We start from the raw sequence: 12,510 nt of genomic DNA on the forward strand, positions 1-12,510 counted from the left end.
TTGGACAACCAATCATCCCATGATTCTATGATGGCCCCATGCCTGACGAGCCGAAGACCCTCGACCCCGCCGCACCACCGGCCGAGACCACCGCGCGACCGGCCGGAACCACCGCCACGACCGCCCCCTCCGGGGCGCCCGCCACCGCCGGCGATTCTCCCGCACCGGGCCCGGCGCGCCGCCGGCTCCTCGGCCTCGTCGCCGTCGGCCTCGTCCTGGCCGCCCTCAACCTGCGCCCCGCCATCACCAGCCTCGGCGCCCTCCTCGAAGAGGTCAGCGAAGGCCTCCACATGAGCGGCAGCGTCGCCGGCGTCCTCACCTCCGTCCCCCCGCTCTGCTTCGCGGTCTTCGGCATCACCGCACCCCGCCTCGCCCGCCGCTTCGGCCCCGCCGCCGTCGTCTGCGCGGGCATGGCCGCGATCTTCACCGGCCTCGTCCTGCGGCCCTTCGCGACCGGCACCGCCGCCTTCCTCGCCGCCAGCGCCCTCGCCCTCATGGGCATCGCCGTCAGCAACGTCCTGATGCCCGTCATCGTCAAGCGGTACTTCCCCGGCCGCGTCGGCAGCATGACCGGCCTCTACTCGATGGCGCTCGCCCTCGGCACCTCCGTCGCCGCGGCCGCGACCGTGCCGATGACCGACGTCCTCGGCGGCGACTGGCGCCTCGGCCTCGGCGTCTGGGCGGCCCTCGCCGCGCTCGCCGTCCTGCCCTGGCTCCCGCTCCTGCGCGACCGGGACGGCGACACGGCCCCTCCGACGGCCGCGGCCCCCGAAGCGGCACCGCGGAACGCGCAGACGGCACCGCGGGTCCCCGCGCCGCGCATCACCCGCAGCCGCACCGCCTGGGCGCTCGGCGTCTTCTTCGGCCTCCAGGCCACCGGCGCCTACATCACCATGGGCTGGATGCCGCAGGTCTTCCGCGACGCCGGCGTCCCCGCCGCCACCGCGGGCGTGCTCCTCGCCGTCACCATGGTCATGGGCGTCCCGCTCGCCTTCGTCATCCCCCGCCTCGCGACCCGGATGAGGAACCAGGGTCCGATCGTCGTCGCGCTCGGCCTGTGCGGACTCACCGGCTACACCGGACTCCTCCTCGCCCCCGCCGCCGGAGCCTGGGTCTGGGCCGTGCTCCTCGGCGTCTCCAACTGCTCCTTCCCGCTCGCCCTCACGATGATCGGCATGCGCTCGCGCACCGGCGCCGGCGTCGTCCGGCTCTCCGCCTTCGCCCAGAGCGTCGGCTACCTCATCTCGATCCCCGGCCCCCTCCTCGTCGGCGTGCTCTACCAGCACAGCGGTGGCTGGGGACTGCCCGTCGCGCTCATGGGAGGGCTCATGGTGCCGCAGATGATCGTCGGAACCCTGGCCGGCAGGGACCGGACGGTCGAGGACGAATGCTGAGATGCGAGACTGTCCCCATGCCAGTCCTCGAACCCAACCCCCCGAACGGCCAGAAGAAGCTGCTCCTCGTGCTCGGCGCGATGCTCGGCATCACGGTCGTCATCGCCGTCATCGCCTCCTTCGCCTCCCCGTGAGGTGGGGGTGGCCCCCGCATCCCCTAGGGGGCGGGTCTCAGGGTGAAGTGGGTGGATCACCGGATGGGCCGCGGGACGCGCGATCCGTACGTTGGTGACAACGGCGAAAGCGCGGAACTCACCCACGGAGGCGGTCATGTCGGCCCCCACGCACCCCGGCATCCGGACCACGACCACCGGCGTCGACACCCGGCTGCCCTGGTGGGCCCTCGCCCTCCCGGCAGCCGCGTTCCTCGCCCTCCTGCTCCTCATGACCGGGGCGGACGGGGCCCAGGCGACCACGGGTGAGCTCGCCGCCGACCGCTTCCTGGAGCACCTCTGGCAAACCCTCTCTCTCTGAGTCGGAGTGGCCTGTTTCGTGCGAAGCTGTGGACCATGAGCGTCGATACACCCCGCAGCATCGTGCTCCTCCGGCACGCGAAGGCAGACTGGAACGACTCGTCCGACCACGAGCGACCGCTCGCCGACCGAGGCCGCAAGGACGCCCCGGTGGCGGGCCGCAAACTCGCCGACAGCGGCATCTCCTTCGACCTGGCCCTCTGTTCGACCGCCCTCCGCACCCGCGAGACCTGGAAGCTGGCCGTCCACGAGCTGCCCGTGCGCCCCAAGACGGTGTACGAGGAGCGGCTGTACGAGGCCTCCCTCGGCGAGCTCATCGCCCTGGTCAACGAGACCCCGGACGCCGTGAACAACCTCCTGCTCATCGGCCACAACCCCGGCATGCACGCCCTCGCCGACGCCCTCGCCGGCGAGACCGAGGGCGACACCCTCGCCCGGATGAACCGCAGCGGCTTCCCGACCTCCGCCTTCGCCGTCGTCACCTTCGACGGGACCTGGAAGTCCGTGGAGCACGGCGTCGGCAAGCTCGCCGACTTCTGGACCCCGCACGCCTGATCCCGTACCCGTACGCGGGAGGGCCCGGGCGTCGTCCGACACCCGGGCCCTCCCGCGTACCGCCACCGCTCGGTGCGGCCGTACCGCCACCGCTCAGTGCGGCAGGTCGTCCTCGCCGAAGTCCGCCGCCTCGACCTCCTCGCGCGTGATGCCGAGCAGGTACAGCACGGTGTCCAGGAACGGCACGTTCACCGCCGTGTGGGCCGCCTGACGCACCACCGGCTTCGCGTTGAACGCCACCCCGAGCCCGGCCGCGTTCAGCATGTCCAGGTCGTTGGCCCCGTCGCCGATCGCCACGGTCTGCGCCAGCGGCACCCCCGCCTCCGCCGCGAACCGGCGCAGCAGCCGTGCCTTGCCCGCCCGGTCGACGATCTCGCCGGTCACCCGGCCGGTGAGCTTCCCGTCCACGATCTCCAGCGTGTTGGCGGAGGCGAAGTCGAGCCCAAGGCGTTCCTTCAGGTCGTCGGTGACCTGCGTGAACCCACCGGAGACGACACCCACCTGGTAGCCGAGCCGCTTGAGCGTACGGATCAGGGTCCGGGCACCCGGCGTCAGCCGCACCTCGGCGCGGACCTTGTCGACCACCGAGGCGTCGAGACCGGCGAGCAGCTCCACGCGCGCGTGGAGCGACTGCTCGAAGTCCAGCTCGCCGCGCATCGCCGCCGCCGTCACCTCGGCGACCTTGTCCTCGCAGCCCGCGTGCGCGGCGAAGAGCTCGATCACCTCGTCCTGGATCAGGGTCGAGTCGACGTCCATCACCACGAGCCGCTGGGCCCGGCGGTGCAGGCCGGCGGAGACGACGGCCACGTCGACCCCGATGCTGTGCGCCTCGGTGGCCAGTGCGGTCCGCAGCGGCTCGGTCCCGCAGCCCGAGACGGCGAACTCGACCGCGGTCACCGGGTACTTCGCGAGGCGGAAGATGCGGTCGATGTTGCCGCCGGTCTCCGCGATCCTGGCCGCTATGGCCGCCGTCTGCTCCGCGGTGAGCGGGTGGCCGAGCACGGTGACGTGCGAGCGTCCCTCGCCGCGGGGACGGTTGTCGCCCGTGCCGGAGATGATCTCGGCCTGGAGCTTCAGCGACTCGGCCCAGCTGTGCACGGTGGCCCGCAGTTCGCCCGCCGAGGCGACGGTCGGCTCGGTGACGAGCGCGCACAGGACGAGGCGGCCGCGGGAGACCACCTGTTCGATGTCCACGACGTCGACGGAGTAGGCGGCGAGGGTGTCGAAGAGTCCCGCGGTGATCCCGGGACGGTCCTTCCCGAAGATCTTGACGAGAAGGGTGGGAACGTCTGAGGTCTGCGATGCGCTCATGGTGGTTCCACCGTATCGGGCACCGTGAGCCACCTGAGCCCCCGTCCCGCCCTGCGGACACCCGACTGGTCCAGGAAACGCCCCTGAGGTCTTCACGCGGCCCGACTTTCCGATACGGGACCGGGCCTGAAATAGTTCCCCAGGATGATTCGCCATCCCTGGACTCCCGACGACGGGGGTACATCGGGGGACAAGTAGTGGGGCATGGAGTGCCAGAACTCGTACTGGAATTGAACGGCAGGACCTGGACGCTCGATCCGTCCCGGTCGTACACCCTGGGCAGGGACCCTCAGGGTGACCTGGTCATCGACGACGCCAGGGTCTCGTGGCGCCACGCCACCATCAGCTGGGGCGGCCGGAGCTGGGTCATCGAGGACCACGGCTCCACGAACGGCACCTTCCTCCAGGGCCAGAGGATCCACCAGGTGGAGATCGGCCCCGGTTCGGCCGTCCACCTGGGCAACGCGACCGACGGCCCGCGGCTGAATCTCGCCGCCGCCGGCGCGGCCGCCGCGCCCCAGCAGCAGGCCCAGGCCCACCAGGCCGCCGCGGCCCACCAGGCCCCGGCTCATCAGGCCCCGGCCCACCAGGCCGCCGCCCAGGCCGACTGGGCCACGCACCAGGCGCCCCCGCAGCAGCAGGGCTGGCCGCAGCAGGGCGCACAGGGCGGACACGCCCCCGCGCACCAGCAGGTCCCGCACCAGCAGGGCCCGGCCGGCCACCCGGGGCAGGGCGGCCCCGTCGAGCAGCTCGCCCAGAAGGTTCCGGCCGGCCGCGGACCCGCGGGAGCGGCGTCGCCCTACGGCGACCGCAGCCCGACGACCTTCTACCAGCTGGACCTCGGCCGCGTGATGCGCATCGGCCGTGCCCTCGAGAACGAACTGGTCGTCTCCGACCTCCAGGTCTCGCGGCACCACGCCGAGTTCCACGCGACGCCCGACGGCCGCTTCGAGATCCGCGACCTCGGCTCGCACAACGGCACGTACGTCAACGGTCAGCCGATCCCCAAGGGCGGCACGGCCCTCCTCGGCCCGCAGGACATCGTCGGCGTCGGCCACTCGACCTTCCGCATCGTCGGCGGCCAGCTCGAGGAGTTCGTCGACACCGGCTCGGTCTCCTTCTCGGCCCGCCACCTCACGGTCACGGTCGACGGCGGCAAGCAGATCCTCAAGGACGTCACCTTCGGCGTCCCGGAGAAGTCGCTGATCGGCGTCATCGGCCCGTCCGGCTCCGGCAAGTCCACCCTGCTCAAGGCGCTGACCGGCTACCGCCCGGCCAACGAGGGCGACGTCCTCTACGACAACCGGAGCCTCTACAAGCAGTTCGCCGAGCTGCGCCAGCGCATCGGTCTGGTCCCGCAGGACGACATCCTGCACAAGGAGCTGACCGTCCAGAAGGCGCTGCGCTACGCGGCCAAGCTCCGCTTCCCCGGCGACACCGCCGCGACCGAGCGCGAGGCCCGCATCGACGAGGTGCTGCGCGAGCTCAAGCTCGACATCCACAAGGAGAAGAAGGTCACCTCCCTCTCCGGTGGCCAGCGCAAGCGCGTCTCCGTCGCCCTGGAGCTCCTCACCAAGCCCTCGCTGATCTTCCTGGACGAGCCGACCTCCGGCCTCGACCCGGGCATGGACCGCGACGTCATGCAGCTGCTGCGCGGCCTCGCGGACGACGGCCGCACGGTCCTCGTCGTCACCCACTCGGTGGCCGAGCTGGGCCTCTGCGACAAGCTGCTCGTGATGGCGCCCGGCGGCTCCGTGGCGTACTTCGGCCCGCCGGAGGAGGCGCTGAACTTCTTCGGCTACTCCACCTGGGCCGACGTCTTCTCCGCGTTCGAGAACTACCGTGACTACGACTGGGCGGGCCGCTGGAAGGGCTCGCAGCACTACCAGATGTACGCCGCGGACATCGACGCCGTCGCCGCGCAGCCCGTCCAGATCGCGCCGCAGGCCATGGCCAGGCCTCCGAAGCCGCAGGGCTGGGGCTCCCAGCTGTGGACCCTGATCCGCCGCTACGTGTCGGTGATCGCCTCCGACAAGGGCTTCATGGCCCTGATGGTGATCCTGCCCGCCGTCCTCGGCGCGGTCTCCGTCGTCATCCCGGCCGACTTCGGCCTGGGCCGACCCAAGCCGCCGTCCCGCTTCAACGGCGACGCCGGCACGATCATGCTGATCCTCGCGGTCGGCATGTGCTTCTCCGGCGCGGCGAACTCCGTACGAGAGCTGATCAAGGAACGGGTCATCTACGAACGGGAGCGCGCCGTCGGCCTCTCCCGCTCCGCGTACCTCATGTCCAAGGTCATCGTCCTCGGCCTGATCACCGCCTTCCAGGGCGTGATCATCTGCGGCATCGGCTTCTCCACCCGTGAGCTGCCCGAAGAGGGCCTGTTCATGCCGCCGGCCGTCGAGCTCTGCGTCCAGGTCATCGCGCTCGGCCTGACCTCGATGATGGTCGGCCTGGTCATCTCCGCGCTGGTGAAGACCGCCGAGAAGACCATGCCGCTGCTCGTCATGTTCGCGATCGTCCAGGTCGTCTTCACCGGCATCCTCTTCCAGGTGTACGGCTCGCCCGGCCTGGAGCAGTTCGCCTGGCTCATGCCCTCCCGCTGGGGCATCGCCGGCGCCGGCACCACCCTCGACCTGGCGCACCTGATGCCGCCGTGGGACCACAAGGACCCCACGAACACCGACCCGCTGTGGGAGCACACGGTCGGCCAGTGGAGCCTCGACCTCGGCATCCAGCTGATCATGGCCACGGTCTGCTGCGTCCTCGTGGCGCGGCTGCTGCGCCGCCACGAGCCCGAGGTCATGCGCAAGTAACCCTCGCGACGCCACGCCGAAGGGCGGCACCCTCTCAGGGTGCCGCCCTTCCGCGCGTCAGTACGCGCTGTTGACGTTGTCGATCGAGCCGTAGCGGTCGGCCGCGTAGTTGGCGGCGGCGACGATGTTGGCGACCGGGTCGTACTGGTCGAACTTGGTGCCGGGGATGTGGTACGCCTTGAAGGTCGGGTAGATCACCTGGAGCAGGCCCTTGGACGGGACGCCGTTGATGGCGTTGATGTCCCAGTTGTTGATGGCCCGCGGGTTGCCGCTGGACTCGCGCATGATGTTCTTGTGCAGGCCGTTGTAGGTGCCCGGGATGTTGTGCTTGTCCATGATGTAGAGCGCCTCGCGGATCCAGCCGTCGAGGTTGTTCGCGAAGACCGGCTTGCGGGGGACGGAACGGCTCGCGGCCGCCTTCTCCGCGGCGCGCTTCTTCGCGGCGGCCTTCGCCTTGGCCACCGCCTTGGCCTTGGCCTCGGCCTTCGCCTTCGCGGTGGCCTTCGCCAGGGCGTCGGCCTTGGCCTTCGCGGCCTTCGCCTGGGCGTCGAGCTTCGCCTTGGCGGCGGCCTTGGCCTTCGCCTCCGCCTCCTGCTTGGCCTTCAGACCGATGACGGTCTGCTGCTCGCTGACGCTGGCGGCCAGCGCCTTGGCCTGCGGGCTGTTCGCGTTGTACGACCAGGCCACCTGCTGGGTACCGGACAGGGCCTGGGGCTCGGTCTCGGTGCCGCCGTTGTGGGGCACGAGGGAGAGGGTGAGCGCTGCGGCGCCCAGAGCGGCGACGCCGGCGATCGTGGCCTTGTGGGTCTTCTTCAGACCACGACTGTGGCCAGGGGTGTTCGCAGACATGCAGGACTACCTCTTCGAATCGCTGGGGGTCGTCGCTCGGCCGGGGCGGCGCTGCGCCTGCTCGGCGGCGACGGAGGCAATTCTTAGCGGCAGCAAAATCCTGTGGCAAAGGTGTGACGTACTATCCCCGATAGTGGATCAGGGCTTGGCGCCCGGGCCGCACAATGCCCCCTGTGGCCCGTTTCCTCCGTTCATATCCGGTGGCAAAACGTCCACTAGGGGGCTTCGTAAGTGACCTGCGTCCTATGCGCGGCCTCACACCGAGCTCGTAACGAACTCACCATGAGTTGCTTCAGCAATGCGTACGGTGAGACCCCTCCTCCGGCAGGAGGAGATGGAGGTCGCCGAACTCGTGCCAGAGGTAGCGGCCCCGTACCGCGGCGGCGTACGCGCTCCCCAGCGCGGGCCGTCCGGCGACCGCCTCCAGCATCAGCAGATGCGAGGCCTCCGGCTCGTGCAGCCCGGTGAGCAGCCCGTCCACCACCCGCACCCCACGGGCGGGTGTCACCACCAGATCGGTCCACCCCCCGACGGCCCGCACCGTCCCGCCGCACCGCACGGCCGTCCCCCCTGCCGGCGCCCGGGGCACCCCTCCCGGCCCGTCGAACCCCACGGCGGCCGACTCCAGCGCCCGCACCACGGTCGTCCCCACCGCGATCACCCGGCCGCCCCCGGCGCGGGCCGCGTTCACCAGGTCCGCCGTCGCCGCCGGGACCTCGAAGCGCTCCGGGTAGGGCGGCTCGTGCGCCTCCGCCGACGCCACCCCCGTATGAAGGGAGAGCGGGGCGATCCGCACGCCCCGGCCGACCAGCTCCGCCACCAGCCGGGCCGTGAAGGGCCGCCCCGCGCTCGGCATCTCCGCCGAGCCCGACCCGTCGGGGGAGGGGCGCGCGAAGACCGTCCGGTACGCCGACAGGGGCTGGTCCCGGTCCGTGTACCCGTACCGGATGGGCCGCCCGTACCGTTCGAGCACTCCCGGCACGTCCTCGTTCACCCGGGCCCACCACAGCCGCCCGCCGCCGGGCACCAGCGGCTCCGCCAGCACCAGCCGCGCCCCTCCCGGCAGCCGTACGACCGCGCCCGCGGGACCGCCCCCACGCGGGCGCGTACTGCCCGACGGCTCCGGTTTCCGCAGCTCCACGGCCCAGCGCCCGTCGTCCCCACGGGTCGAGAAGTGCACCACCACCGGCTCCCCGCCCGGCTCCGGCCCGAGCCGCCCGTCCACGGCCGCCGCGAGCGTCGTCGAGGTGTTGACGACGAGCACGTCCCCGGCCCGCAGCAGCGCGGGCAGCTCCCTGAACGAGTGGTGCGACACAGCAGTCCCCCGCGACACGAGCAGCCGCACGTCGTCCCGGCCCCGCCCGGGGCCCCGCTGCTCGGCAGGAACCCGCGCCGACAGCTCCGCCGGCACCCGCACGGCCAGTCCCATCACGCCTCCAGGAAGGCCGGCGCGGAATACCGGCCGCTCGCCGGCCGTTCCTCGAGCAGCCGCAGGAAGACGGGGGCGACGTCGGCCGGAGCGGGCACCCCCGACAGGTCCTCGCCGGGCTCCGCGGCCGCCAGCATGCTCGTCCGCATCCCGCCCGGGTCCACCCACCAGACCCGCAGCCCCGGCTCCTCCACCGCCAGGACCGCCGACAGCTGGTCGAGCGCCGCCTTCGTCGCTCCGTACGCCCCCCAGGTCCGGTACGCCTCCGCCGCCGCGTCCGAACTCAGATTGACCACCGCGCCGGCGGACGCCTCGCGCAGCAGCGGCAGCGCCTCCTGCAGCAGCCCCAGCGGGGCCACCACGTTGACCTCCAGGGCGGCCCGGAAACCGTCCAGCGGGTGCCTGTCCAGCGGCACCAGCGGTTCCGCGCCCAGGATCCCCGCGTTGTTCACGAGCAGATCGAGACCGCCGAGCTCCCGCGCCGCCGCCACGAGCTCCCGCCGGTGCGCCGCGTCCCTCACGTCCCCGGCCCGCGCCACCACCCGTGCGCCACGCGCGCGTGCCGCCGCCGCGCTCTCCTCCAGTACGTCCGCCGTGCGGGCCCCGAGCACCAGGTTCCAGCCCCGCCCGGCAAGAGCCTCGGCCAGCGCCCGCCCCAGCCCCCTCGACGCCCCCGTGATGATCGCGACAGCCATGACGTCCATCCCCTCTCCTCCGGATGGCTCCACCCTCCGGCCGCGGCCCCTCCCACCGCCTCGTCCCCGGGCCCGGACCGCCGGGGGCACTTCGACCTAGGTCCCAGGACCTGCTCCGGCCTCGTCCCCGGGCGGATACGGACCGTCACACCCCGCCGGTACGGTGAACGCATGAGCCATCGACCGAACTCCGGCCTGGCCGCCGTGAGCACCGCCCTCCTGGCGATGAGCCGCCACCTGGAGGTGCGGGACGTCCTCAAGACGATCGTGGCCTCCGCGCGCGAGCTGCTCGACGCCGAGTACGCGGCCCTGGGCGTCCCCGACGACCACGGCGGCTTCGCCCAGTTCGTGGTCGACGGCATCAGCGACGAACAGTGGAAGGCGATCGGCCCGCTGCCCCGCCAGCACGGCATCCTGGCCTCGATGCTCCACAAGGCCGAGCCCGAGCGTCTGGCCGACGTCCGCACGGACCCCCGCTTCGAGGGCTGGCCCGACGCCCACCCCGAGATGTCCGACTTCCTCGGCCTGCCCGTCAGGGACGGCGACGAGATCATCGGCGCGCTCTTCCTCGCGAACAAGCGCTGCCCGAAGGAGGACGGCGGCTGCGGCTTCACCGCGGACGACGAGGCACTCCTCTCGATCCTCGCCCAGCACGCGGCCATCGCCCTCACCAACGCCCGGCTGTACGAGCGCAGCCGTGAGCTCACGATCGCCGAGGAGCGCTCCCGCCTCGCCCACGAGCTGCACGACGCCGTCAGCCAGAAGCTCTTCTCGCTCCGCCTGACCGCCCAGGCCGCCGCCGCCCTCGTCGACCGCGACCCGGTCCGCGCCAAGGGCGAGCTCCAGCAGGTCGCCGCGCTCGCCGCCGAGGCCGCCGACGAGCTGCGCGCCGCCGTCGTCGAGCTCAGGCCCGCCGCCCTCGACGAGGACGGCCTCGTCCACACGCTCCGCACCCAGATCCAGGTCCTGGACCGTGCCCACTCCGCCCGGGTGACCTTCGAGAGCCCGGGGATCCGGGCCCTCCCGGCCGCCCAGGAGGAGGCCGTCCTCCGGGTCGCGCAGGAGGCCCTGCACAACGCCCTGCGGCACGCGGACGCGAAGCTCGTCGCGGTCTCCCTCGCCCGCGGCGACCAGGGCGCGCGGCTCACCGTCACCGACGACGGCAAGGGGTTCGACCCGCGCACGGTCCGCCGCGCCGGCCGCCACCTCGGCCTGGTCTCCATGCGGGACCGGGCGAGCGGCGTCGGCGGGCGGCTCACCGTGACCTCGGCCCCGGGCGAGGGCACCACGATCGAGATGGAGGTTCCCGGTGGCTGACAAGCCGATCCGTGTCCTGCTGGTCGACGACCACCAGGTCGTCCGCCGCGGCCTGCGCACCTTCCTGGAGGTGCAGGACGACATAGAGGTCGTGGGGGAGGCCTCCGACGGGGCCGAGGGCGTCGCCAGGGCCGAGGAGCTGCACCCGGACGTGGTCCTCATGGACGTGAAGATGCCGGGCACGGACGGCATCGAGGCGCTCAAGCGGCTCCGTGAGTTGGCCAACCCCGCCAGGGTCCTGATCGTCACCAGCTTCACCGAGCAGCGGACGGTCGTCCCCGCGCTCCGCGCCGGCGCCCGCGGATACGTCTACAAGGACGTCGATCCCGACGCCCTGGCAGGGGCGATCCGCTCCGTCCACGCGGGGCACGTCCTGCTCCAGCCCGAGGTGGCCGGCGCGCTCCTCGCCCAGGACGACTCCCCCGGCGGGGGCACGGGGCGGGGCTCGACCCTCACGGAGCGGGAGCGCGAGGTCCTCGGCCTGATCGCGGACGGACGGTCCAACCGGGAGATCGCCCGCGCCCTCGTCCTCTCCGAGAAGACGGTCAAGACGCACGTCTCGAACATCCTGATGAAGCTCGACCTCGCGGACCGCACCCAGGCGGCGCTGTGGGCCGTACGGCACGGCCTCACCAACTGACGCGCCCCTTGTGCGCCGGAGCGCACGACCGTTCAGTCCTTCATACCGTCGTGTGTATGTCCCCCGTTCGGCGCAACCCGGCGGGGGGTGCGGCGTTCTCCATGGCGTGCTGCGGCGGACCGGCCGCAGCGATGACCAGGAGGATGTACCAAGTGAAGAACCTCAAGAAGGCCGCTGCCCTCACCATGGTCGCCGGTGGCATCGTCGCCGCCGGCGCGGGCGTCGCCTCCGCGAACGCGGACGCCCACGGGCAGGCCCTCCACTCGCCGGGCGTCGGCTCCGGCAACCTGGTGCAGGTCCCGGTCCACGTCCCCGTGAACGTCTCCGGCAACACGGTCAACGTGATCGGCCTGCTCAACCCGGCCTTCGGCAACGGCGCCGTCAACGGCTGACCCCCACACGGACCCCCGGCCCCGGACGATCCCCCCGGGGCCGGGGGTTTCCCGTTTCCGGGACCGTCGCGGGCGACCATTCCGCTTCCGGGACCGTTGCGGGGCAGCCATTCCGCTTCCGAGACCGTTGTGGGCAATCGTTCCGCGGGGCGGAACGGGCGGGCACAACCCCCAGGGCACTGCCCGTCCCCCGCACCTCGACCCCAGGACCCCGCCCCGGACCAGGCCGAGCCCCCACATCCAGGAGCCGACGGGCCCGCACCCAGCGGGAGCGAAGGTCAGAACCCCCGTTCCCGCTCCCGTTCCTCCACGTACGCGTTGTACGCAGCGACCTGCGCCCGCCGCGCCACCCGCTCCACCGGCCGCAACGCGGCCCCCCGCGCCGCCATCTCCGAGGCGCTCACCGCGCCCCCGTGACCGTGGTCGTACGCCAGGTTCACGAGCAGACCGATCCGCTGCGCCAGCTCCAGCACCCGCACCGCGCGCGGCGGATAGCCGGGGGCCAGCACCTCGCGGCCCACCTCAGCCCGCGCCCGGTACGCCTCGCGCGCCGCGTCCGCCGCGGGCCCCGAGGCCGCCACGTCGAGCCGGGTCAGCACCGCCGTCGCGTCCCGCAGTGCCTCGGCCAGCTCCCGCTCG

The 12,510-nt window shown here is 72.4% G+C and carries 12 protein-coding genes and 1 pseudogene; 8 read left to right on the plus strand and 5 right to left on the minus strand.

The annotated features are described in order from the left end of the window. Positions 1 to 38: 38 nt before the first annotated feature. The 4 genes from K7G60_RS19980 (at position 39) to K7G60_RS19990 (ending at position 2,422) form a co-directional block, all read left to right on the plus strand. The gene (locus tag K7G60_RS19980; RefSeq protein ID WP_225802309.1) at positions 39 to 1,394 is read left to right on the plus strand and encodes an MFS transporter; all 1,356 of its coding nucleotides are present in this window, start codon (positions 39 to 41) and stop codon (positions 1,392 to 1,394) included. Positions 1,395 to 1,411: 17 nt separating this feature from the next. Next, entirely contained in the window at positions 1,412 to 1,528 is a 117-nt protein-coding gene (locus tag K7G60_RS38885) for an SGM_5486 family transporter-associated protein (protein ID WP_260174269.1), read from the plus strand. 136 nt (positions 1,529 to 1,664) lie between these two features. Next, positions 1,665 to 1,868 (plus strand): hypothetical protein, encoded by a 204-nt coding sequence (locus tag K7G60_RS19985; protein ID WP_225802310.1) that lies wholly within the window; start codon positions 1,665 to 1,667, stop codon positions 1,866 to 1,868. Between the two features lie 35 nt (positions 1,869 to 1,903). After that, positions 1,904 to 2,422, plus strand: coding sequence for a histidine phosphatase family protein (locus tag K7G60_RS19990; RefSeq protein ID WP_225802311.1), 519 nt, complete (start codon positions 1,904 to 1,906; stop codon positions 2,420 to 2,422). 93 nt (positions 2,423 to 2,515) lie between these two features. Here the strand turns inward: K7G60_RS19990 and serB are convergent, their stop codons facing one another. After that, a complete protein-coding gene (serB, locus tag K7G60_RS19995) occupies positions 2,516 to 3,733 on the minus strand; it encodes a phosphoserine phosphatase SerB (protein WP_225802312.1) in 1,218 nt (405 codons plus the stop codon). A gap of 197 nt (positions 3,734 to 3,930) precedes the next feature. On the opposite strand from serB, the gene K7G60_RS20000 reads away from it, so the two are divergent. Beyond that, positions 3,931 to 6,549 (plus strand): FHA domain-containing protein, encoded by a 2,619-nt coding sequence (locus K7G60_RS20000; RefSeq protein ID WP_225802313.1) that lies wholly within the window; start codon positions 3,931 to 3,933, stop codon positions 6,547 to 6,549. Between the two features lie 57 nt (positions 6,550 to 6,606). On the opposite strand, the gene K7G60_RS20005 is transcribed toward K7G60_RS20000, so the two are convergent. The 3 genes from K7G60_RS20005 to K7G60_RS20015 all read right to left on the minus strand — a co-directional run bounded on the left by K7G60_RS20005 (position 6,607) and on the right by K7G60_RS20015 (position 9,522). Next, positions 6,607 to 7,398, minus strand: a complete 792-nt coding sequence (locus tag K7G60_RS20005; protein WP_225802314.1) for a transglycosylase SLT domain-containing protein — start codon at positions 7,396 to 7,398, stop codon at positions 6,607 to 6,609. Positions 7,399 to 7,690: 292 nt separating this feature from the next. Continuing rightward, positions 7,691 to 8,827, minus strand: coding sequence for an S-adenosylmethionine:tRNA ribosyltransferase-isomerase (locus K7G60_RS20010; RefSeq protein ID WP_225802315.1), 1,137 nt, complete (start codon positions 8,825 to 8,827; stop codon positions 7,691 to 7,693). Further along, positions 8,827 to 9,522 carry an SDR family oxidoreductase gene (locus K7G60_RS20015; protein ID WP_225802323.1) on the minus strand — a complete coding sequence of 232 codons (696 nt, stop codon included), beginning with the start codon at positions 9,520 to 9,522 and terminating at the stop codon, positions 8,827 to 8,829. Before K7G60_RS20015 ends, K7G60_RS20010 begins: the two co-directional genes overlap by 1 nt. 171 nt (positions 9,523 to 9,693) lie before the next feature. Between K7G60_RS20015 and K7G60_RS20020 the strand changes: the two genes are divergently transcribed. From K7G60_RS20020 to K7G60_RS20030, 3 genes are all read left to right on the plus strand, one after another. Next, positions 9,694 to 10,839, plus strand: a complete 1,146-nt coding sequence (locus K7G60_RS20020; RefSeq protein WP_225802316.1) for a GAF domain-containing sensor histidine kinase — start codon at positions 9,694 to 9,696, stop codon at positions 10,837 to 10,839. Next, on the plus strand, positions 10,832 to 11,479 hold the full coding sequence (locus tag K7G60_RS20025) for a response regulator transcription factor (RefSeq protein WP_225802317.1): 648 nt from the start codon (positions 10,832 to 10,834) through the stop codon (positions 11,477 to 11,479). The genes K7G60_RS20020 and K7G60_RS20025 overlap by 8 nt, the downstream gene beginning before the upstream one ends. Before the next feature lie 152 nt (positions 11,480 to 11,631). Then, positions 11,632 to 11,871 (plus strand): chaplin, encoded by a 240-nt coding sequence (locus K7G60_RS20030; protein WP_225802318.1) that lies wholly within the window; start codon positions 11,632 to 11,634, stop codon positions 11,869 to 11,871. Positions 11,872 to 12,149: 278 nt separating this feature from the next. On the opposite strand, the pseudogene K7G60_RS20035 reads toward K7G60_RS20030, so the two are convergent. Next, positions 12,150 to 12,510: pseudogene (locus K7G60_RS20035) on the minus strand (hypothetical protein); the annotation flags it as partial.

The sequence above is a fragment of the Streptomyces sp. NK15101 genome (genome assembly GCF_020400725.1).
In the GTDB taxonomy this organism is placed as follows: domain Bacteria; phylum Actinomycetota; class Actinomycetes; order Streptomycetales; family Streptomycetaceae; genus Streptomyces.